The following is a 22,452-nucleotide window of genomic DNA, read 5'->3' as shown; positions in this document are numbered from 1 at the left end:
TCCAATCCTCCTGTGTTGTATATCAAACATCTTGCCTGATTTCTTGTTATTTCTTGTCCTTGCTCTGGACCTTTGCCGGTGCAGGTGCATCCATCTCGGCCTTGAATGCATCGCATACCGTATCGGCATCTCCCACCATAACTACATTTCCATGATCCAGCCACATAGCCTTGTTACACTGCTTCTTGACAGCAGCTATGTTGTGGGATACATACAGCAGGGTCGTTCCATCCTCCAGCATGGCAGTCATCTTGGCCGCACACTTCTTCTTGAATCGCATATCACCTACAGCAAGTATCTCATCCGCAATGAGAATATCCGGCTCAACCGCCGTCGCTATGGAGAATGCAAGTCTGGTCTTCATACCTGAAGAAAAGTTCTTGACCGGAGAGTCAAGGAAATCCTGCAACTCTGAAAACTCAACTATATCGTCAAACTTTGACTCTATAAATGCCTTTGAATATCCCAGCAGAGTTCCGTTGAGAAATATATTCTCACGGGCCGTGAGCTGTGGATCGATTCCGGCTCCAAGCTCTATGAGGGCTGCCACAGTTCCCGATACCTTAACAGTACCGCTGGCAGGCTTCAATATTCTGCTGACTACCTTGAGCAGGGTGGATTTTCCGGCACCATTGGTTCCAACGAAACCCCACGCCTCGCCCTTCTTTATATCAAGATTGATGTCCTTTAACGCTATGAACTCCTGGAACATCAACTGTTTTGTCACAAGTCTTATAAAATACTCTTTCAGATTGTCCACCTTCAGATTGTTCTTGTTGAATCTTATGGTCACATCCTTGAGCTCTATAATGGTCTCACCCTTTGCCACAGTTGTTGTACGCTGTGCATTTGAGGTGAAAATCTTCTTATCATCAAGTTCGTTCTTTTTCTCTTCTACGTTAGCCAACTGCCACACCTCCTAAATATACAGAATGAACTTGTCCTGATTCTTCTTGAAACACAGCACTCCCAGTCCAAAGAAAAAGAATGCATAGAGGAATCCGAGACCGATAGTAGTGAGATCAGGCATCACTCCCTGATGCGCTATGCATCTAAACTGCTTGATATATACATACAGTGGGTTGAAGTAATTCACAAGTAACTTCAACCAGTCTGGCAGCATATCTATAGGATAGAATATCGCTGAACAGTACATCCACGCTGTGGTGACCGCATTCCATATATATCTTGTATCTCTGAAGAATACATGGAGCTGTGCAAGAAAAAAGCCCAATCCGCAGGCAAATATATAGGCCTGAAGGAATATGAACGGGAACAACAGCATCGTCCAGTAAAATGGTGAACGTGTGAATATGATAACGATAAGAAACGCTCCCAGTGAAAACAGGCAGTCAACAAGTGAGCTTGTGATCTTTGCCAGCGGGAACATAAACTTTGACACATACGTTTTCTTAAGCAGTGACGAATTATCTGTTATACTTCCAAGTGCCTTACCACATGCACCTATTACAAATTCGTACAGTATACGTCCTGCAAAAAGGTACACAGGGAAGTGTGGTATCGATCTGTTGAACATCTTGGAGAATACGATAACCATTACGATCATGATGAGCAATGGGTTCAGGATACTCCACACATATCCAAGAAAACTTCTTCTATACTTTAACTTTATATCTCTTGAAACAAGCTGATTTAAAAGATCTTTATAATTAAAAACTTCTAAAAAGCTTCCGCTTTTTACTTTCATTTTTCGTTAATCCTCCATAGTAAATCTATTCAAAACTCTTATTGTGCCTTACCTTGTTGTAAAGCTTTGAATTAAGCATTTTGTTGTAGCCTTCCAGACCCACATGCGCAGCATTCAGAAGCTTAAGTATCTTATAATGCTTCAATGTCATATCAACGACGTGTCTGTCTCTCTTGACTATATAACTCATAAGCTGATCTACCCGTGCAACACCTCTCTTTCTGTCGGAATCGCATAACATGGAAGTTACCATGAAGCTCAGCAGAAGAAGATGTATCTTCTTGTCGCAGTATTCAAGGGCCCACTGCTCCGAGATGTCCTCTCTGTTCTTGAGCATCTTTACTATGACCATCTTGGTGTGGTCGATTCTCTTGAGCTGATTCTGCGCGGATACGCTCTGGGACACATCCCCGATCCTGTACTCGTACACGAACATATCGAGTGGCAGTATGGATTTTGCCAAGCAGCATGGATATGTCGCATATTCGTGATCCTCGTAGAATACTTTTTCTGCAAGTCTGACTCCATTCTCACGGTAAAACTGTGTTCTATATGTTATTCCATGGAATGTGAGGCTTCTGTCAAATTTTTTCCAGTCTGACATGACCTCTTCCATAGTATATTCTCTGTCGAATTCATCAGGGAAACATCTCCAGTTCTTTATCTCCCCTGTTGTTATATTGATGGTGTGGTGACATGTCAGAACAACATCCGCACTGGCATTCTCGAGCTTTCCTATAAACTCAGGAATACTCTCTGTGAGAAACCAGTCGTCGGCGTCAAGCACCTTCATGTATCTGCCCCTGGCCTTCTCAGCTCCGGCATTTATCGCTGAGCCATGTCCTCCGTTCTCCTTATTAATAAGTGAATAGCTGTCAGGATACTTCTCAATGTACTCCTCACATATACTCTCACTGCCGTCTGTCGAGCCATCGTTTACCACTATCACGTCTATTTTGTCCATAAGCTCCGGAACAACAAGTGATCCAAGACATTTGTCAAGATATGGCTTGCTGTTGTAGGACGGAATTATCACACTTAATATTTTTTCACTCATTTCTTCTTCCCTAACCTGTTCTCATGTATTCCCTTCATAATAAGTCTGAAGGCCTTAAACCATGATATATCACTGTCAAACTGATGTCTCTTCCTTATACTGTAATACGCTGCGTACAATACCGCCGGTACATAACCCATGATGTATCTTGTCGTATTACCTCTGTTTATGAAAAATTCTTCGTTATACCCCTTAAACCATGTTGACTTTGTCTGCGCAACATCCGCTATGACAAATGGTACGTAATATATTGCAAGTCCGTTCTTCCTGCAATCCGTGAGGAATCTGAATTCCTCTTCAGCTCCGTTGCCCGAGCCCGCCCCCATGCGCTCATCAAAATATACATTATTATTGACTATGCTCTCTCTCTTGAATGATATCTGCCAGGATGCCACATGCATGAGATCCAGATATCCAAGCTTCTTAGGCATGTCGCCCCAATGGGCAGGTCTGTTGCCTATGTTGAATATGATGACATCCGCCTCTGGCAGATCTCTGTACGCAGTCAGTATCCCTTCTTCGTAATTCCTGCTGAACACCTCATCGTCATCACACAGCAGACACACATCCGCCTCGGAATGCTTTATAGCATAGTTCCTGCTCTTGGTAAGACCCTTGTCATTCACCGAAAAAATTCTTGTCTTATGTCCGTTCCTGTCATATTCATTGTACCCATCATATCCACACTGGTTGACTATGATCGTGTCGGACTCTATATGGGATTTCGTTATGATATCCTCATCCTGAAGGTTCATACACGAAAGCAGTATTTCTAGTCTCATATGTCAAACACCCATTTCTATCTGATAAAGCCCTAAAAAAGGGCATAATTAACAAAGACCGCAGAAAGCGTAGTTTACTTACTTATACAACGTCTCTTTTAAAAAGTCAATACACAGAAAAGAGCACCGGCAAATCTACATCTGATTATATATAGTATTTGTCGGTGCTCTGCCGCTTTATGTTATTTATATTTTGGAATTAGTCATTATATCCATTTGGATTCATCGACTGCCACTTCCATGAGTCAGCACACATCTCGTCGATTCCGTACTGAGCCTCCCAGCCAAGCTCCTTCTTGGCAAGTGAAGCGTCTGAGTAGCATGTTGCAATATCTCCAGGACGTCTCTCCTTGATCACATATGGAACGTCATGTCCACAGGCCTTGCTGAACGCCTTGATAACATCAAGGACACTGTAACCATTTCCTGTTCCAAGGTTGTATACCTTAACTCCAGGATTCTCCTTGATCTTGTTGATAGCCTTTACATGTCCAACTGCAAGGTCTACTACATGGATGTAATCTCTCACACCTGTTCCATCCGGTGTGTCGTAATCATTGCCAAATACTCCAACGCTCTGAAGCTTTCCAATTGCAACCTGTGCAACATATGGAAGAAGGTTGTTAGGAATACCCTTTGGATCCTCTCCGATAAGTCCGCTCTTATGAGCTCCGATTGGGTTGAAGTAACGGAGAAGAATTACATTCCACTCTGGATCTGCTGTGTGGAGGTCTGTGAGGATCTGCTCGATCATCCACTTTGTCCAGCCATATGGGTTCGTAGGTGTTCCCTTTGGGCACTCCTCCGTGATAGGGATAAATGCAGGATTGCCGTATACTGTAGCTGATGATGAGAAGATGATGTTCTTGCATCCGTTCTTTCTCATAACCTCGCACAGATTAAGAGTTCCTGTGATGTTGTTCTGATAGTACTCAAGTGGCTTTACAACTGATTCACCAACTGCCTTGAGTCCTGCAAAATGTATTACACAGTCAGGCTTCTCATCTGCAAATATCTTGTCCATAGCTTCCTTGTCAAGGATATCTGCCTTGTAGAATGTGAGATCCTTTCCCGTTATCTCCTTGATTCTGTCGACTGCCTTCTCGCTGGCATTGTAAAGGTTGTCGAGAATGACTACCTCATAGCCTGCATTAAGCAATTCAACACATGTATGACTTCCTATATAACCTGCTCCGCCTGTTACTAAAATCTTCATAATGTTTTCCTCCTTTATGATACTGTGACTCATAACCATCTGCCGGACACCTGTGCTTTTGGGGGCACTGTTCATGTCTTGCGCAAATGTCGATCACCAGTTTATAAACATTTTTATTTTGCAATGACGTTTTCTCCAACACTATACCACTACATCCTGTTATGCACAATGAAATGTGGCATTAATAAATATTAGTTATGGAATACGTCTGTCACAGATACACATATATTATTGCATTTTTAGTGCACACTATATTACTGTGCATTCACATAATCTACGAACTTGAGGAATGCAGCCTTTCCAGCCTCATCTCTCTTGTAAACGCCTGCACACTCAAGGATCTTTGCGAATACATCGCCGATCTCATCCTGAAGGATCTTGTGTACGTTGTCTGCATTTATGTCATACTTTCCAATGAAAGTCTGTACCCAGTCGTAATGCTTTGCTATATTCTCGTGGGCCTTGATGTCTCCACCTGCCACAAGAACCTCTGCAAGCTCTTCCATCTCGCCCTTGAGTCTTGCAGGAAGCACCGCAAGTCCCATAACCTCGATGAGTCCGATGTTCTCCTTCTTGATGTTGTGGTACTGCTCCCATGGATGATAGAGACCAAGTGGATGCTCCTCTGTGGTGATGTTGTTACGAAGAACTAAGTCCATCTCGTACTTGCCATCTCTCATTCTTGCGATCGGAGTGATCGTGTTGTGAGGCTCTCCGTCTGTCTCCGCGAATATGTACGCATCCTCATCTGTGTAGCCTCTCCATGCGCCGAGAATCTTGTCGGCAAGCTCTATGATCTTGTCTGGATCCTCTCCGTCAAGTCTGATGACTGACATAGGCCACTTCACGATTCCTGCCTCAACATCCTCATATCCTGCAAATGTAATCTTTGTCTCAACAGGTGCCTTTGTCATGGCAAATGTATAACGTCCGCCCTGGAAGTGATCGTGTGTGAGGATTGAACCACCTACTATAGGAAGGTCTGCATTTGATCCCAGGAAGTAATGAGGGAACTGACCCACAAATGAGAAGAGCTTCTGGAATGTCGCCTTCTCTATCTTCATTGGGATGTGCTGTCCGTTAAACACGATACAGTGCTCATTGTAATATACATAAGGAGAATACTGGAAGCCCCACTTGCTGCCATTTACCTCTATAGGGATGATCCTGTGATTCTCCCTTGCAGGATGGTTGATCCTTCCGGCATATCCCTCGTTCTCCATGCAAAGCTGACACTTTGGATATGATGACTGTGACATGGTCTTGGCAAGGGCGATCATCTTCGGATCCTTCTCGGGCTTTGAAAGGTTGATGGTGATGTCAATATCACCATACTCTGTAGGCTTTACCCACTTGATATCCCTTGCAACTCTGTATGTTCTGATGTAATCTGTAGCTCTGCTGAGCTTGTAGTAGAAGTCTGTCGCCTCCTCTGGGGACTTTGCGTACTTCTCTCTGAATGTCTTTATGATCTGGCTTGGCTTTGGAACCAACGCATTCATGATCTTGGTGTCGAACAGATCTCTGAGGACAACCGAATCCTCTGCGATAAGTCCATTCTCAACTGCGTAATCCAGAATCTCCTTGAGACACTCCTCAAGTTTTTCCGGTGTATCTATAGCTGGCACCTCACCCGGCTCCTCGTAGCTGTCCTTCTTTAGCATCTCAAGGATGGTGTTGGTTGTATATATTCTGTCCTCTTCCTCTATCAGCTCATTTGCAATTCCGTACTCAACAAGCTGCTTGATATTTGTATCTATCATGATTGTAACCCTTCTTTCTACATATCCTTATATTTTTCTCGCACAGATATTTGCGAAACCCATAAACCTGTATTATGTTTGAGGTAATTTAACATTACCAAATCAGGGGAATACGAGGCCGCCGGTCCTTAGGTAATAGTCAATGCTAAGAAATCTGCATTGACTATTACCCGCAACAGCTGGCAAGCCAGCTGTTACATACGCTGCAGACAGAAATAAGCGAAAACGACCCCTGATTGGTATGTTAAATTGCCTCAAACACTATACACTGTCATGTTTCGCAAATATCTATTCAACTACCTTGATTCCGCCGTAAGGTCTCACCTTGAGGACGTGGCATGCGCCCTCTCCGAAGATCGACTCGATGTTCTTCTTGTACTCAGCAACAACCGCATTCTTGACAAATGCCTGGATGGTTCCGGCAAATCCGCCGCCGTGTACTCTGCACACACCATCCTCGCCGATGAACTTCTCTGAGAAGCCAAGTGCTATTGATACGTTCTGTGTGAGCGGATCCTTTGCGCTGTATATATTCTGAAGAAGCTTAAAGGATGAATCTCCACTTCTCTTTATCACGTCGAGGAAGTGGTCAAACTCCTGATTCTCAAGCGCTGCAACGCCCTCTGCAACTCTATCCTGCTCTGTGTAGAAGTGAAGCGCACGAAGGACTGCTCTGTCGCTCACCTTGCCGCTTGCTCTCATCTCACCAACCTTGCTGATGAAGTCCTCCTCTGAAACTCTGCTGAGTAATTCCTCACCGAAGTAATTTGCAACCTGCTTCATCTCTGCAGGGATTGCTGCGTAGTCGTCTGTGAGGTCTGCATGTGAACCCTTTGTGTCAACGATACACAGGCTGTACTGATGAGCCTCAAAGTCAACCGGAACCTGCTTGATAACAGGATTTGCCTTGTCAAAGAAGTCGATATATATAAGTCCTCCGACTGCACATGCCATCTGATCCATCAGTCCGCATGGCTTGCCGAAATATACATTCTCTGCATACTGTCCGATCTTTGCCACATCTACAGATGATACCTTCATCTCATTGTAGAGGCCTGAAAGGATAGTTCCTATAAGGCTCTCAAATGCTGCTGATGATGACATTCCTGCTCCCATGAGCACATCGCTTGTGACAAATGCTGTGAAACCGCCTACCTTGAATCCGTAGTCTCTGATTCCTGCAACAACACCCTTGATAAGCGCTGTTGTTGTTCCCTCAAGTGCAGGATCCTGCTCGATATCATTTACATTGATAACTTCCTTAGGCATATCGTCTGACACAAGCTCGATCACGCCGTCCTCTCTAGGTGCCACAATTGCTATGGCATCAAGGTTGATCGATGTAGCAAGTACATGTCCGTTCTGATGGTCTGTATGGTTTCCACACACCTCGCTTCTTCCGGGAGCGCTGTAGATAGCAACCTCCTGATCTCCGAATAACTCTGTAAATTTATCAAGAGCTTTTACATATCTTTCCCTGTTGTATGGGATCATATCCTTGTCGAGATAGATCTGTGCAAGCTTCTCGTCAAACTCTCCACCTGCGATAATTTCCTTTAATTCTGCGATTTTCTTCATTGTCTGTAACTCCACCTTTCTCCATCTTTTTATATTTTTTCTTAATGTCCGTTATTTTGTTGTCCATATTGCGCACATTTTCTGCGCTACGCCGTTGCGCTTCTTGCTTTGTGAATATAATTCTATAACAATATACAGATTTTGAACATGGCATAGCGTTGCAAATATATGTCCATTTGTTAGATTGTTTTTTCTCGTAAATGTGGTATACTCGGATATAAAATAACTACGGAGTATACAAAATGGAAAATAAGATTGTTATGGAATTTCCCCAGGAAAATGACACAGATCTCTACCTGAATGTGTTCGGTCACTCAATAACCGAGCCGCTCCACAAGGCAGGGCCTGCGGTCAAGACCTTCTACCTCATACATTTCGTGCTGGAGGGAGAGGGCGACTTTTATGTGAAAGGGGCACATTATCATTTGAAAAAAGGGCAGGGGTTCCTCATTGAACCGGACACCCCAGCGACATATATATCAGACGAGCACCATCCGTGGCGTTACGTATGGTTCGGATTCTCTGGCAGATGTGCTCAGGACACGCTGAGCAGTATTGGCTTGACACAGAACCAACCTATTTTCACCTGCGAGGATGGCGATAAACTGAAAAAGTACGTGTTTGATATGCTTGCCCACAACACCTCGGATCACGCAGACCACTACAGACTTATGGGTATGCTCTATCTCGCACTTTCAGTAATTGCAAATGCACAGAAGGACAAGTTGGAGGCTCCATCGGGAAATGCATATGTGAACCACGCAATTTCATATATCCAGAACCACTACAGTATGCCGATGAAGGTGGAGGAGCTGTCCGACTACGTTGGAATCAACAGAAGCTATTTCTCCGACCTGTTCAAGCAGTACACCGGGATGAGTCCTGTGAAATACCTGCAGAATTTCCGCATAACAAAAGCCCAGCATATGCTTACCATATCTGAGCTTTCTATAGAAAGTATTGCATTTTCATGCGGCTACCAGTCCGCTGAGGCTTTCCACAAGATCTTCCGCAAGACCACCGGCATGTCGCCCAATGCCTACCGCCAGGAAAAGCGCCAGAGAACGCTCTCCAGTCAGGAGACCATGAACAACAACAGGCCGGATTATATTGATACAGATGATGATTTTTAAAATTATCTCCAGTGGCAAAGGCACCAGACATTATTACAAATTCCTACTTTCTTTTCCACCTAATTATCATCATAATAATAGATGCACATACGCACAATCCCCCTACAGCAAATGCCCCAACAGCTATTTCCTGCCACATTTGTGCATTATACAATTCTACCCCCGTAACTATTATGCAAATACCTAATAATGCCATTGCCGTAATCACCAAAGGCATCTTTTTAGTCGCTATACCAACTATTGATACAAGGACTGCCACAACTCCGATGGCAGCCACAACAATTGCCATATTCATATTTTCTTCTCCTCTACTTCTTTTTTGACGGAACCTTTATCGATGTTTGACACGCGACATAGCTCGCACCAGTATTTTTCATTGCTATGTATCTTGTTGTGGTACTCCAGCCATCGTGGACCACCAAAAATGTATACACCTTTCCCGTTCTCATATTCTTAACATCAACTACATTCACTGACATTTTAGAATTAAAGCTACTGGAATATCTATGCAAAAGCCTCCACCCTCAAACTGCAATAAAATGGAATCCTATTTTGTTCTCTAAAATAAGGTCTCATCCTCAAAGGCCTAAAATCATATATCCTTTTTCACCAGAAACATGAACACCATCCCAACTTTGAATACTTACCATTTCCATACCTTGACTATAGTTCAAGAGATTACATATGTAATCTCTCTTTCTACCATTAACACTATGTTCTGATTTAGGTTAAACTCAATCTTTGTCATTTGCTTCACGATATTATAATCTTTACTAATTTATCTTATAAAGTTCGTCTGGTTGCCTCTCTCCGTGTCAGGGAGTGCAACACCTGCTGCCTTGCCGGCTTCAAAGCATTTGAGCATCCATGCAAGGTTCTTAGCAAGATTCCTCATGGTCTGCATACCCTCCGCATCCAGCTCAGCCTCTCCAGGCACGCGTCCGTGTACAAGATTCCAGTATGTAGAGCCAGCCACCGGCATCTGTGATATTCCAAAGTATTTATTCATCACATCGAATGATGCTGATGTTCCGCCCCGTCTTGCAACTGCCACAGATGCACCCGGCTTGAATGCAAATGCACGGCCGCTGCTGTAGAATACTCTGTCAAGGAATGACTGCACACGTCCGCTTGGATGAGCATAGTATACAGGTGTTCCAAATACCAGTCCGTCTGCTTCCTTTGCCTTGGCAACGAACTCATTTACCTTATCGTCATCAAACACACAGCCCTTTTTCCGTACACTGTCCACAGCCTATGCAGTCTCTCAGTGGAGCTGCTCCGATCTGGAATATCTCATAGTCTATTCCCTCTTTCTTGAGCTGCTCGCCTACCTCGTAAAGTGCACGGTATGTATTGCCCTGCGGCTTCGCGCTTCCATTCAACATTAAAACCTTCATATTCAGTTCCTCCAATCAACAATCATTTTATATCTCATTTAATATGTAACTGCCCGCCACACACACATGGCAGTTTCTTCTATATTATATATACACTTAATGATAAATTTTTTCCAGCTATTTATCACCGCCTGATCGACTTCCTGTACTCCATCGGTGACATCCCCTTTTCTTTCTTGAACACCCTGCTGAAGTAGAGAGGGTTGTCGTATCCAACAATCTTGGCGATCTCTGTCATGTTATAATCAGAGCTCTCGAGAAGCATCTGGGCATTGGCTACTCGCTTCGCCATGATGTACTGTGTGGGCGTGGTGCCGATGCGCTGCCTGAAATTCCGTATAAACCAGCTAACGCTCATGTTATGCTCATTTGCATAATCCTCAACAACTATCTCCTCGTTGTAATGCTCTCCGAAATATCCCGCTGCGCGGTCCATCTCCTCCGCCATGGCTGACACATTTTTGGAATCATCCTGTCCCTGCTGCCTGTGAACTGAGATAAGTATCTGTCTGAATATATATTCCAGCATCTCCTCGTAGTCATCCCGGCAGAGCTGCAGTTCCTGTATCATCTGTTTGAACAGGGTTCTATACTCCGCATGGTCTCCACCATAAAATATATTCACATCATCATCTATCCCATATCGTCTGAATATCTGCTTCACCTCTCCCCCGGTGAAATGCACCCAGAATACTTCCGTGTGTTCGTCCCCGTAATACACATACCTCTGCATCTGTCTTGGTCTGTAGATAACCATATTTCCGGGGCAGGCAATCATATCCTTTCCGTCTATCTCAAAATGTGCTTTACCCGCCGCCACGTATATTAGCTGATAATCTTTTCGCCCTTTTGGTCTGTAGGTTGTAAACTCCTTCTGCGTATACAGCTTGTAAGTTCCGCAGCTTGTGACTATGAGCGGTCTGCTCTTGTCCACTATGTCGAGCAGTGAGTTGTGAAGATATGCTGAGTTTGTATACATGTGTGGCTCCTTTCTATATGGCAAATTACACTATTATTTCACTATTTTTACACTATTTTGAAGCGTGTGCAGGCACATCCTGTATGCTTTATACTTTTTCTTTTGTCTGTTCAGAGACTTCACCCTGCAAGCGGACTTGCAGGGTGCGGCGTATCCGCCTTATAAAACCAGAATGTGCATGTTTTGTCTCATTATATGTATGGACTTTTCATGTGCCGTTATCTTATAATATATCTAACAAACGACGAATATACAACGTTTTATATATTAAATTAACCACAGGAGGTATTGTTATGATCATTCCGCGTCACTACGAAAATCTGCATATTCTGCATGAGAACACCATGCCGGATAGGAATTACTATATTCCTGCTGGGAAGGCATACAGCACATCCCTTGATGCAAGGGATCACTCGGACAGAGTACAGTTTCTGAATGGAACCTGGAAGTTCCGCTACTATGACAGCATTTATAAGCTTCAGGACGAATTCTACAGTGAGGGCTATGATGTGTCTGGCTTTGATGATATCCCGGTTCCATCGGTATGGCAGATGCACGGATATGACTATCACCAGTACACAAATGTCAGGTATCCATTTGCATTTGACCCACCTTATGTGCCAAAGGACAACCCTTGCGGTGCATATGTGACAGACTTTATCTACGATCAGAACGAGGACGCACCTCTCGCGCACTTGAACTTTGAGGGTGTAGATTCCTGTTTCTATGTATGGCTCAACGGCAGGTATGTTGGCTACAGCCAGGTGTCCCACTCAACCAGTGAATTTGACATAACTGAATTCATAAGAAACGGCTCCAACAGGCTCTGCGTGCTGGTTCTCAAATGGTGCGACGGAAGCTATCTTGAGGATCAGGATAAGTTCCGCATGAGCGGCATTTTCAGGGATGTATATATCCTGAAACGTTCTGAGGGTGCTGTATACGACTATTTCATAAAAACCAGCTGTGACGATATAAAGGCTCCAACTAAGGCAGATGTAACCATAGACTTCACAGCATTTACAGAATATTCCTGCGTTGAAGACCATTTTTCATCAAAACCGGAAACAAGGGTTGATAAATGCGTTGATTCAAATGTTGATATTGAAGTTACTATTCTGGACGCCGATGGCAGCATATGTTCATCAGGCTATGTAAAATGTGAAGTTTCCGCTCAGGGCGATGCCAATACCAATGCAGCCGAGATTAAAACCACAGTCAGCTCCAGCAGTATTACTTTATCGATTGACTCTCCTGTTCTCTGGAATGCAGAAAGACCATTCCTCTACACTGTCATCATCAGATGTGCCGGAGAGGTCATCACTGACAGAATAGGAATCAGGGAGATAACCATAGAGAACAAGGTCGTATACATCAACGGCATGCCGATCAAGTTCCACGGAGTGAACAGACACGACTCTGACCCTGTAACCGGATTTACCATCAGCAGAGAACAGATCATCAAGGATATGTCGCTGATGAAGCAGCACAACGTCAACGCCATAAGGACAAGCCACTATCCAAATGCTCCTTATTTCTATGAGCTCTGTGACGAATATGGATTCTATGTGATAGATGAGGCTGATATTGAAGCCCACGGGCCAAGCGAGCTTTACTATGCAGATAACAGCTGGGACAACAAGGCAGCAAGGTGGAATGAGCCGATCGCCAACAATCCTGAGTTCTGCGAATCCATTCTTGACCGCATCAAACGCTGCGTCATCAGAGACAAGAACCGTGCCAGCGTAGTCATCTGGTCCATGGGAAATGAGAGTGCATACGGAGTGACATTCGAGGAAGCTCTGGCATGGGTAAAAGCGTATGACAGTTCACGTCTAACCCACTATGAGAGTGCACAGTATACAGACGGCAAGCGCAAATACGACTACAGCAATCTGGATCTCTACAGCCGCATGTACCCATCCATATCTGAAATGGCTGATTATATAGAAAACGGCGGTGACAAGCCATACATTCTCTGCGAATATTGTCATGCCATGGGCAACGGCCCTGGAGATCTGGAAGACTACTTCCAGTTCTTCGACAGCCACGAGACCACCTGTGGCGGTTTTGTGTGGGAGTGGTGCGACCACGCCATATACAGGGGCAAGGCGGCAAACGGCAAGGATATATACGCCTATGGTGGAGACAGCGGTGAGACTATCCACGACGGCAACTTCTGTATGGACGGTCTGGTCTATCCTGACCGCAGACCACACACAGGACTTCTTGAATTCAAGAACATCAACCGCCCGGTAAGGATCACTGGATATGATGAGACAAATGGAGTTTTGACTCTGCACAACTACATGGATTTCACTGACATCAGGGACAACCTCACAATGAGCTACGAGGTTATGCGAGATGGTCAGGTTGCCGCATCCGGGGATATCGACACGCCTTCCATAACTCCTCACAGTGTCGGAACTATCAGCCTGAGACCTGTTACAAATATACAGAAGTCATTGTCAGACTTATATGCATCAAGTCATTCTGACATTTCTGACAGCTCGGATGTTACCGATCGTTCAAGTGTTGTTGAATGTTCAGATGTCGCCGATTGCACAAAAGATATTATTACACACAGAATGTTTCTCCGTGTGATATATAAGGCAGCTTGTGACAGTGCATTTGTCAAGGAAGGTGATGTGTTGGGATTTGACGAGATAGAACTTGCCACACAAAAACAGGACGCAGACAAGGTCCTGGATAAAGCATCGTCTTTGGACAAGGCGCAGAATTTGGCGGAACAATATCTGACTACTCAGGATACAGCTTCTGCCCATCTTCATGTATCGGAAAGCGACACAGAATTTGTTGTCAGCGGAAGTAATTTTGAATATATATTTGACAGGAACACAGGAAACTTTACAGGCTTAGCAATTGACGGTCAGGAACTTCTCGCTGCTCCATGCGATAAGACAATCTGGCGCGCACCTACGGACAATGACAGAAATATAAAGAACGAGTGGTTAAGAGCGCACTATGATATGGTATCTGAGCGGACCTATGATACAAGCTGTATTGTGAAAGACGGATGTGCTGTGATTACATGTACATCCAGCCTCTCTGCACCGACGGTACAGCCGGTTCTGAGGATAAACGCTGAATGGATAATAACACCTGAAGGAACTATAAAATCAAAAATGCATGTAAAGAAAAATGCTGAATTCCCTATGCTCCCAAGATTTGGCGTGAGGATGATTTTGAGAGAAGATATGCGAAATGTAAATTATATCGGTATGGGTCCATATGAAAGCTACGCAGACAAGCACCATGCAAGCTGGCATGGCTCATTTTCTGCATCCATTGACGAGATGCACGAGGACTATATCATGCCACAGGAAAATGGAAGCCACTTTGACTGTAGCCTTGTTCAGGTCAGTGCCACTGGAGCAAGCGACGAGTCTGACAGGAATAGCTCCGACAAAAATAACTTTGTCAACGGTTCATCATATCAGAGCATTTGCAATGCGCAGACAGCCGAAACGATCGCAGCTACAACAGCCCACAGCATAACCGTGACATCCGCTGTGCCATTTTCAATGAACGCCTCGCCTTACACCGCAGAGGAACTGACCAATGCAGCCCACAACTACGAGCTGCCGGAGAGCGGCAAATCCGTCCTGTGCATAGACTATCGCCAGAACGGAATCGGCTCCAACAGCTGCGGCCCCGAGCTTGATGAGAAATACAGATTTGACGAGGATGAGTGGGAATTTGGATTTACCATGCAAGTGAAATAGATACAAAATTATCGCTAAATTAAGTTTATCTCATGAAAAAGGACAAAGTCTCCAAACTTTGTCCTTTTTTCCGCTTGTATAAGTATTTAGATACAAATCTACCAAGCAGCGATATTCCTCTTCATCTGGCGCATCTTCTCCGGATCCTTGCCCGGTTTTTGAACGCCACCTACCACATCGTACTCTATGCCAGATGACACATCGACTACGTCGGGATGTACCTGCTCTATCGCCCGCCGCACATTGTCCGGCGTGAGACCTCCGGCAAGCACAAACAGCCTTCCATCACGCTCTATTTCATTCAAACTATTCCAGTCAAATGTCTTGCCACTTCCAGGTTCACCGGCATCGAACACATAACCTGCAATATTCGAAAGGCTTTGATAATGTAGATACATATCCATATCCTTTACATTGAATGCCTTCCACACAGGCAAATGTGCACTCTCTATAAGCTCATCGCTGACCTGTCCATGAATCTGGATGAAATCAAAGCCCAGCTCTGCTATCTCTGTTATCTGCTCCTCATCCGGGGATACCACCACCGCAACCTTCTTCACATCTTCCCTCAGTTCTTCAAGTAATCTGCGCGCAGTATCCACACTGACATTTCTCTTTGATTTCGGGAAATACATCACCATTCCTATATAATCAGGTCTCACCTCATTCACCGCGGCCACATCTGTGGGGGTCGTGATTCCGCACATCTTTATCTTCATGCTGTCTCTCCTATTTTTTTGTACAATCAGCTCGCTAATAGGCGAAAACTGATGCTACATATCCTTATCGAACGTCAACCCTGATAGGTCAAGTTTATATATCGTGTCAGCCATCTTTTCGTTTTCCAGAAACGCAATCATATATATCGGCAAATATACTTTTTTGCCGCTGACCTCTACATTTCCCTCCGAAAAAACATATGCATATTCTATTCCGTAATTTTCATCAGCCAAGACATTACACAACGCAGAGTGCCGTTTGTAATCCTTACCCGATTTTATCTCCAGTGGAACTACTTTTCCATTCAGTTCTATTACAAAGTCAAGCTCCCCCTGCTTTTTGCTGTTAAAATAATATTCTTTATGACCTTTGCTGAGTAGTTCCTGGGAAACCACATTTTCAAATAGCGCACCATTGTTTATAGACTTTTCTTTATTCAGTATCGCCATTTTTACCTGATCCGAATACCTACTTGTCAGTAGCCCTACATCGGAGAAGAATAGTTTAAACAGATTCCTATTCTCGCTGATCACAAGTGGAAGTTTCGGCTCACTTATATTATAGACCGGTATCGCAACCCCAACATCCTTAAGCCACATGAAATCATTTGCAACCCTATCATAACTGAGGCCTTTACCTATACTATTGATCTGGAATCGTTTATTTTTCTGATCAAGCTGTCCCGGCATAGCATCATATATCTCCTGCAGTTTCAGCTTATATCTTGTCTCATACTTTGTAAAATCACTCTTATATAATCTAACTATCTTTTCATGTACCTCCGCTACCTTCGCAAGATCATTTGTCTCCACATAGGTATTGACCGCCTCCGGCATTCCGCCCACGATAAGATACAGATTAAATACATCAAGCATTTTTTCATGTACAAACGAGTCAACAGGCAGCCTCTGCGTAAAGCATTCCTTCAGTGTGTCGATCACATTCTGATTCACACCAACAGAAACCATAAATTCGTGCAGATCCATCGGATACATATCACATACACGCAGATATCCAACCGGTGCAGATCTGAGATCATTCAGCTCTACGCCCAAAAGCGAACCGCTCATGATATACCTGTAGCTCCCATCTTCCACCAGAAACTTCACTCTTGTCACTATATCTTTAAACTCCTGCACCTCATCCAGAAATATGATCGTACGGCCTTTCTCAAGAGGCTGTTTAGTCACCAGGCTAAGTCTCATAAGCAGATCCTTTGCATCTCTGGCACCGTCAAACAATGTGACAAGCTCCGGCTGGTCAATAAAATTCAATTCCACATATGGCACTCCACTTTCCCTGAGGCATTCTTTTATAAGATATGTCTTACCGATCTGTCTCGCTCCCGTTATGAGCAAAGCGTCTCTGCCGCTCTGAATCCATGAATCTATATATTTTTTTGCCGATCTTTCCAGCATAAAATCACCCCACACACTGCATTTGCAACTTTTCTATCCCTATCATATCAATTTTTTGAAACTTTTCCAACCTTTTCGCGGTGATTTATGCAACTTTTCCAACTTTTTTTCGGCGGTTTTTGCAACTTTGCGAGCTTTAGTAACAATTTTCTTTTATTTTACGGCGGGTCCTCCTTATGAAAATATCTGTCCGGGCAGTGTTTTTTTCTCTTTATATGGAAACTGCCTGTCGAATTCTTCTGCAGCCTTTTCGTCCACGAAATATCCTTCTGGCGGAGCATACTCACCTGTGACTCTATCAAGATATCCGGGAATCAGCTCCTTGCAAAGGAAAAACGATGCATCCTCCCCCTCATCAAGTCCATGATAGCGAATGCCAAACTCGCTTGCCGGTCTGAATCCGCTTTCTCCAGCCGTATAACCAGATCATCATTATGACTGACTTGCGTAATATTTATGTGAATTTGTCAAGCATTTTATATATTATTTTCTTACCTGTCTGGCAGCCTCAACCATATTTCTGAGGCTGGCGTCAGTCTCAGGCACACCTCTGGTCTTAAGACCGCAGTCCGGATTGATCCAGAGCTTATCCCTGCCTATCTTCGTGAGCATGACATTTACCGCCTTCACGATCTCTGCCACCGACGGAACTCTTGGAGAGTGAATATCATATACGCCAGGTCCCACCTCTGTCTCGAAGTTGTTCTCCCTGAGAGAATCCAGGATCTGCAGATCGGATCTTGACGCCTCAAATGTGATCACATCCGCGTCCATATCATCTATGGCAGGTATGATATCCGTAAATTCACTGTAGCACATATGTGTGTGTATCTGTGTCTCAGCCTTCACACCGCTGTGTGTCAGACGGAATGCAGGTATCGCAAAATCAAGGTACTCCGTATACCAATCAGATTTTCTGAGTGGAAGCTTTTCTCTGAGTGCAGCCTCATCTATCTGTATCATCTTTATTCCATGCGCCTCCAGATCCAGCACCTCATCTCTGATCGCAAGCGCTATCTGCGATATAGATTCCTTGATTGATATATCCTCCCTTGGGAATGACCAGTTGAGTATCGTCACCGGACCGGTCAACATTCCCTTCATGATCTTGTCTGTGAGCGACTGCGCATATACAGACCAATCAACCGTGATCGGCTTTTTGCGGTATACGTCACCCCATATCACAGGCGGCTTTACGCATCTCGTTCCATATGACTGTACCCATGCTTTCTCAGTGAACAGGAATCCGCCAAGTGCCTCACCGAAATATTCAACCATGTCATTTCGTTCATACTCGCCATGCACTAGCACATCCAGTCCGATGTCCTCCTGCCACTTTACACATTCCTTTATCTTTCCCTTTACAAAGTCCACATATTCCTGCTCAGATATCTCTCCCTTTCTGAGCTGTGCTCTCTGTGACTTCACATCCTTAGTCTGTGGGAATGAACCTATAGTGGTTGTCGGAAGCTCAGGAAGCCCAAATTCCTTCTTCTGAAGTGCCTGCCTCTCGCTTCTCTTCGGAAGTCTTGCATAATCTGCCTCAGTCACTGCCGCAAGCCTCTGTCCCACCGCGTCGCTGTTGCAGTCTCTTGTTCCCGCAAATAACTCCTGATTCTTGCGGTATGCCTCAAGCTCTGTATAGTTATAACTCTCGGCAAGTGCCGCAAGCTCCGAGAGTTCAATAAGTTTCTCCTCTGCAAATGCAAAGAACCTCAGATAGTCCTGTGACAGCTTCGTCTCTTGCTTAAGTGTGTATGGCACATGAAGCAGTGAGCATGATGTAGACAGAACCACATCTATCTTCTTATCGCGGAGCTGCCCTACTACCTTGAGAGTCTTGTCGTAATGATTTCTCCATATATTTTTGCTATTTACCAGGCCGGCAAAAAGTACCTTATCCCCAGGGAAGCCGTATCTGTCTATAAGCTGACCGGTCTGTTTGCCCTCTATAAAATCAAGACCTATTCCGGCAAATGGCATATTTATGATATCTTCATACACATCCCTCACATCACCGAAGTATGTCTGGAGAAGTATCTTACAGTCTGCACGATCTGCAAATACCCTGTCATACACCCTGTGGAAAAGTGCCTTATCATCGTCATCCATATCTCTCACCAATGATGGTTCATCAAATTGCAGCCACTCCACATTCTCTTCATCGCACTCGGCGATGAGCTGTCTGTAAGCCTCTGCCACATCATCAGCAAAGTCTTCTGCATTCTTTGATCCCACATATCTGCAGAGCTTAAGCATTGTGTATGGTCCTATAACCATAGGCTTTGTCTTAATCCCCAGCTCCTTGGCCTCCTCGTATTCACCTGTAAGTTTCTCGCAGTCAAGGCTTATCACCGTGTCATCCTCTATCTCCGGAACTATGTAATGATAGTTTGTGTTAAACCACTTCTTCATCGCAAGAGCCTTCACATCCCCGGATTCTCCCTGATACCCCCTTGCCATGGCAAAGTACGTGTCAAGCTTTGAGACATTTAGCTCTCTGTATCTCTTTGGCACAATTCCGAGAAGAACTGCTGTATCAAGCACTATATCGTAAAATGAAAAGTCGTTGCATGGAATAAAGCCTATCCCTGCTGCCACCTGTGTCATCCAGTGTCTGTGTCTGAGATCCGCTGCAATTCCTGTAAGCTCCTGCGCCGTTATCTCATGTCTGAAATATTTTTCAGATGCAAATTTTAACTCTCTTAATGTTCCCACCCTTGGAAATCCTATAACCGATGTCTTCATCATATCCTCCTGCTCACTCACTGGCATATCTCATAGACCAGTGTTATTTTCTTGTTTGTTGTTGACATTATATGAAGCTCTGGTTCGCTTGTATAATACATAAAAATATAGCGTGGATATAGTTTTATGCTATATCCACGCTATTTCTACGTCTTTTTTTCTATGTCAGCTATGTGGTTTTAACCCTTCTCATATGTTCCGCCGCCTTCTCCCTCACATCTCCGCAGGCAGGCTCTCCGTCATCCCTCATCTCGTTGAAGCGTCCCCTGTGCTGGAGCTTTCTCTGAGGAATTTTTACTGAATCTTCCGGCTCGTCACTGCCAGCCGTGAGGTAATTTGCCAACGCACCGAGATAGGTGTTTCCAAGTCTGCTGAGGATCGCCTTCCTGTGGACGATATACCCTATCCTCATATCGCTCTCATCCGCAAGTGGCACCGATATAATGTCCTTGCCGTTCAGCTTTTCATCTATGACACCGCTGCACACAGTATATCCATTCAAGCCTATCAGCAGATTGAACAGTGTCGCTCTATCCCTGACTCTTATATTCTTCTTTCGTTCCGTCGTAGAGAATATTTCCTCCGAGAAGTAAAAAGAGTTGTGCTCTCCCTGCTCAAATGACAGATATGGATACGCCTCCAGCTCTTCATTTGTTATGATATCGTTCTTCGCCAGTGGATGCTTTCTGCTTATGAACACGTGAGGCTTTGCCACAAACAGCTCATGAAATTCCAGGTCATTTGCCCGGAGGATCTTGTTCAGCACCTTCTCATTAAAGTCATTCATGAACAATATTCCGATCTCGCTTCTCATTCTGGCGACATCATCTATGATCTCATAGGTCTGTGTCTCCCTTATGCTGAAATCATATTCGTCCTGTCCATACCTCTTTATCAGGTCAACAAATGCATTTACCGCAAATGAATAATGCTGGGTGGACACGCAGAAGCTCTTCTTGCCGCCATCGTCCCCCTTGTATTTGTCCTCAAGGACCTTCGCCTGCTCAAGCACCTGTCTCGCATAGCCGAGGAAGACCTCGCCCTCTATGGACGGACTTATTCCCTTATTTGACCTGTTGAATATATTTATCCCCATCTCTTTTTCCAGCTCATGGATGGCATTTGTCAAGCTTGGCTGGGATATATACAGCCGGTTCGCTGCCTCGGTGATCGTGCCCGTATCCGCAACCATCACCACATATCTAAGCTGCTGAAGTGTCATATTCTCACCTGCTTTCTACTATTATTTTCTTGAACTTCTTTGCTGCCTCATTCAGCGGGTGCAGGCAGTCATACACAAGACATACATTCCTGTCCGGAAGCTTTTCCTCAAGTGAAAGCTTTACAACCTCTTTGTTCTTTACTGCCTCCCTCGCCATCAGTTCCGGTATAAATGCAAGTCCAAGCTCACACTTAACAAGTGGCAGTATCTGATCCGTGGTGGCCGCCTCCGTGTCCGGCGCAAGCTCCACGCCATGCTCCCTGAATATTCTGTCGTAGAATCTGAATGTCATAGTCTCCCTGCCTAGACAGATCATAGGATAGTTCCTCATCTCCGCAATGGACAGTTTTTGCTTTTTAAGTGAAGAAAATGTCGTTCCGCCGATAAGTATCTCACGATATGACTGCAGCACGATCTTCTTGAGAGGAGCCTCCACATCAGCCGGAGTTGTAACTACTGCAAAGTCTATACTTCCATTCTTCACTTCCTCCACAGCCTGAGGTGTAGAATGGTTGTATATCTTGAGATTTATACCCGGATACGCCATGTGAAATGCCCGCAGTCTGTCCAGCAGATATATATTTAACGCCGTCTCACTGACACCTATCGTTATACTTCCGTGAGTGAGATTCTCACCATCTGCCAGCTCATCCTCCGCCGTCAGAAGCTGTGACATTGCAGCCTCCACATATGAATAGAGCTGTTCCCCGTCTCTTGTGAGCTGTACACCCCTGTTTGTCCTGACAAATAGTATCCTTCCAAGCTGCTGCTCCAGGCAGTTCATCGCCCTGGTCACATTTGGCTGACTGTTTCCAAGAACCTTTGCGGCTTTGGTAAAGTTATGATATCTCGCAACATAATAAAATATCTTATAATACTCGAAATTAATGTTCATAATCTATTGTTAGCCACAGACTATATTACATGTCTGCTATACTCCCTTTCTTAAAATTATTTTCCATGTAGCAGCCCCAGCATATCA

At 44.5% G+C, this 22,452-nt stretch carries 16 protein-coding genes and 1 pseudogene; 2 read left to right on the top strand and 15 right to left on the bottom strand.

Annotated elements, in window-relative coordinates; all coding sequences use genetic code 11:
• Positions 1-46: 46 nt before the first annotated feature.
• The 7 genes from DW025_RS10130 to DW025_RS10100 form a co-directional block, all read right to left on the bottom strand.
• Positions 47-907 (bottom strand): ABC transporter ATP-binding protein, encoded by an 861-nt coding sequence (locus DW025_RS10130; protein ID WP_330410609.1) that lies wholly within the window; start codon positions 905-907, stop codon positions 47-49.
• A gap of 12 nt (positions 908-919) precedes the next feature.
• Positions 920-1,708, bottom strand: a complete 789-nt coding sequence (locus DW025_RS10125) for an ABC transporter permease (RefSeq protein WP_015534593.1) — start codon at positions 1,706-1,708, stop codon at positions 920-922.
• Between the two features lie 25 nt (positions 1,709-1,733).
• On the bottom strand, positions 1,734-2,765 hold the full coding sequence (locus DW025_RS10120) for a glycosyltransferase family 2 protein (protein ID WP_117550143.1): 1,032 nt from the start codon (positions 2,763-2,765) through the stop codon (positions 1,734-1,736).
• Complete coding sequence (locus tag DW025_RS10115) at positions 2,762-3,547, bottom strand: glycosyltransferase family A protein (protein ID WP_242859110.1); 786 nt, start codon at positions 3,545-3,547, stop codon at positions 2,762-2,764. Before DW025_RS10115 ends, DW025_RS10120 begins: the two co-directional genes overlap by 4 nt.
• Positions 3,548-3,746: 199 nt before the next feature.
• Complete coding sequence (gene galE, locus DW025_RS10110; RefSeq protein WP_022217011.1) at positions 3,747-4,763, bottom strand: UDP-glucose 4-epimerase GalE; 1,017 nt, start codon at positions 4,761-4,763, stop codon at positions 3,747-3,749.
• 254 nt (positions 4,764-5,017) lie between these two features.
• A complete protein-coding gene (galT, locus tag DW025_RS10105) occupies positions 5,018-6,526 on the bottom strand; it encodes a UDP-glucose--hexose-1-phosphate uridylyltransferase (RefSeq protein ID WP_119999789.1) in 1,509 nt (502 codons plus the stop codon).
• A 288-nt stretch (positions 6,527-6,814) separates the two neighbouring features.
• On the bottom strand, positions 6,815-8,104 hold the full coding sequence (locus DW025_RS10100; RefSeq protein ID WP_119999788.1) for a galactokinase: 1,290 nt from the start codon (positions 8,102-8,104) through the stop codon (positions 6,815-6,817).
• A gap of 242 nt (positions 8,105-8,346) precedes the next feature.
• On the opposite strand from DW025_RS10100, the gene DW025_RS10095 reads away from it, so the two are divergent.
• Entirely contained in the window at positions 8,347-9,237 is an 891-nt protein-coding gene (locus tag DW025_RS10095; RefSeq protein ID WP_117550135.1) for an AraC family transcriptional regulator, read from the top strand.
• A gap of 43 nt (positions 9,238-9,280) precedes the next feature.
• Here the strand turns inward: DW025_RS10095 and DW025_RS10090 are convergent, their stop codons facing one another.
• The 3 genes and pseudogenes from DW025_RS10090 to DW025_RS10080 all read right to left on the bottom strand — a co-directional run bounded on the left by DW025_RS10090 (position 9,281) and on the right by DW025_RS10080 (position 11,616).
• Positions 9,281-9,532: a hypothetical protein gene (locus tag DW025_RS10090; RefSeq protein WP_055222234.1), complete on the bottom strand. Its 252-nt coding sequence runs from the start codon at positions 9,530-9,532 to the stop codon at positions 9,281-9,283.
• A gap of 483 nt (positions 9,533-10,015) precedes the next feature.
• Positions 10,016-10,637: pseudogene (locus DW025_RS10085) on the bottom strand (flavodoxin family protein).
• Between the two features lie 124 nt (positions 10,638-10,761).
• Positions 10,762-11,616, bottom strand: coding sequence for an AraC family transcriptional regulator (locus DW025_RS10080; RefSeq protein WP_117550132.1), 855 nt, complete (start codon positions 11,614-11,616; stop codon positions 10,762-10,764).
• A gap of 293 nt (positions 11,617-11,909) precedes the next feature.
• Between DW025_RS10080 and DW025_RS10075 the strand changes: the two genes are divergently transcribed.
• Positions 11,910-15,362: a glycoside hydrolase family 2 TIM barrel-domain containing protein gene (locus DW025_RS10075; protein WP_119999787.1), complete on the top strand. Its 3,453-nt coding sequence runs from the start codon at positions 11,910-11,912 to the stop codon at positions 15,360-15,362.
• 98 nt (positions 15,363-15,460) lie between these two features.
• Here the strand turns inward: DW025_RS10075 and DW025_RS10070 are convergent, their stop codons facing one another.
• The 5 genes from DW025_RS10070 to DW025_RS10045 all read right to left on the bottom strand — a co-directional run bounded on the left by DW025_RS10070 (position 15,461) and on the right by DW025_RS10045 (position 22,365).
• On the bottom strand, positions 15,461-16,081 hold the full coding sequence (locus DW025_RS10070) for a phosphoribosylanthranilate isomerase (protein WP_119999785.1): 621 nt from the start codon (positions 16,079-16,081) through the stop codon (positions 15,461-15,463).
• 54 nt (positions 16,082-16,135) lie between these two features.
• Positions 16,136-17,500, bottom strand: a complete 1,365-nt coding sequence (locus tag DW025_RS10065) for an ATP-binding protein (RefSeq protein ID WP_119999783.1) — start codon at positions 17,498-17,500, stop codon at positions 16,136-16,138.
• Between the two features lie 483 nt (positions 17,501-17,983).
• On the bottom strand, positions 17,984-20,248 hold the full coding sequence (metE, locus tag DW025_RS10055; RefSeq protein WP_119999780.1) for a 5-methyltetrahydropteroyltriglutamate--homocysteine S-methyltransferase: 2,265 nt from the start codon (positions 20,246-20,248) through the stop codon (positions 17,984-17,986).
• Positions 20,249-20,417: 169 nt separating this feature from the next.
• Entirely contained in the window at positions 20,418-21,470 is a 1,053-nt protein-coding gene (locus tag DW025_RS10050) for a LysR family transcriptional regulator (protein ID WP_119999778.1), read from the bottom strand.
• A 4-nt stretch (positions 21,471-21,474) separates the two neighbouring features.
• Positions 21,475-22,365 carry a LysR family transcriptional regulator gene (locus tag DW025_RS10045; protein ID WP_119999776.1) on the bottom strand — a complete coding sequence of 297 codons (891 nt, stop codon included), beginning with the start codon at positions 22,363-22,365 and terminating at the stop codon, positions 21,475-21,477.
• Between the last annotated feature and the right edge of the window lie 87 nt (positions 22,366-22,452).

Origin of the sequence: Coprococcus sp. AF38-1 (assembly GCF_003603945.1) — a bacterium.
Classification (GTDB): domain Bacteria; phylum Bacillota; class Clostridia; order Lachnospirales; family Lachnospiraceae; genus Coprococcus; species Coprococcus aceti.
This window is presented reverse-complemented; position numbering and strand designations above follow the sequence as displayed.

What these genes read in the sequence shown, in the direction of transcription:
- DW025_RS10125 (WP_015534593.1), bottom strand. Translation starts at nt 1,708, where the DNA reads ATGAAAGTAAAAAGCGGAAGCTTTTTAGAAGTTTTTAATTATAAAGAT.
- DW025_RS10075 (WP_119999787.1), top strand. Translation starts at nt 11,910, where the DNA reads ATGATCATTCCGCGTCACTACGAAAATCTGCATATTCTGCATGAGAAC.
- DW025_RS10070 (WP_119999785.1), bottom strand. Translation starts at nt 16,081, where the DNA reads ATGAAGATAAAGATGTGCGGAATCACGACCCCCACAGATGTGGCCGCG.
- DW025_RS10080 (WP_117550132.1), bottom strand. Translation starts at nt 11,616, where the DNA reads ATGTATACAAACTCAGCATATCTTCACAACTCACTGCTCGACATAGTG.
- DW025_RS10065 (WP_119999783.1), bottom strand. Translation starts at nt 17,500, where the DNA reads ATGCTGGAAAGATCGGCAAAAAAATATATAGATTCATGGATTCAGAGC.
- DW025_RS10115 (WP_242859110.1), bottom strand. Translation starts at nt 3,547, where the DNA reads ATGAGACTAGAAATACTGCTTTCGTGTATGAACCTTCAGGATGAGGAT.
- DW025_RS10050 (WP_119999778.1), bottom strand. Translation starts at nt 21,470, where the DNA reads ATGACACTTCAGCAGCTTAGATATGTGGTGATGGTTGCGGATACGGGC.
- galT (WP_119999789.1), bottom strand. Translation starts at nt 6,526, where the DNA reads ATGATAGATACAAATATCAAGCAGCTTGTTGAGTACGGAATTGCAAAT.
- DW025_RS10090 (WP_055222234.1), bottom strand. Translation starts at nt 9,532, where the DNA reads ATGAATATGGCAATTGTTGTGGCTGCCATCGGAGTTGTGGCAGTCCTT.
- metE (WP_119999780.1), bottom strand. Translation starts at nt 20,248, where the DNA reads ATGAAGACATCGGTTATAGGATTTCCAAGGGTGGGAACATTAAGAGAG.
- DW025_RS10120 (WP_117550143.1), bottom strand. Translation starts at nt 2,765, where the DNA reads ATGAGTGAAAAAATATTAAGTGTGATAATTCCGTCCTACAACAGCAAG.
- DW025_RS10045 (WP_119999776.1), bottom strand. Translation starts at nt 22,365, where the DNA reads ATGAACATTAATTTCGAGTATTATAAGATATTTTATTATGTTGCGAGA.
- DW025_RS10100 (WP_119999788.1), bottom strand. Translation starts at nt 8,104, where the DNA reads ATGAAGAAAATCGCAGAATTAAAGGAAATTATCGCAGGTGGAGAGTTT.
- galE (WP_022217011.1), bottom strand. Translation starts at nt 4,763, where the DNA reads ATGAAGATTTTAGTAACAGGCGGAGCAGGTTATATAGGAAGTCATACA.
- DW025_RS10095 (WP_117550135.1), top strand. Translation starts at nt 8,347, where the DNA reads ATGGAAAATAAGATTGTTATGGAATTTCCCCAGGAAAATGACACAGAT.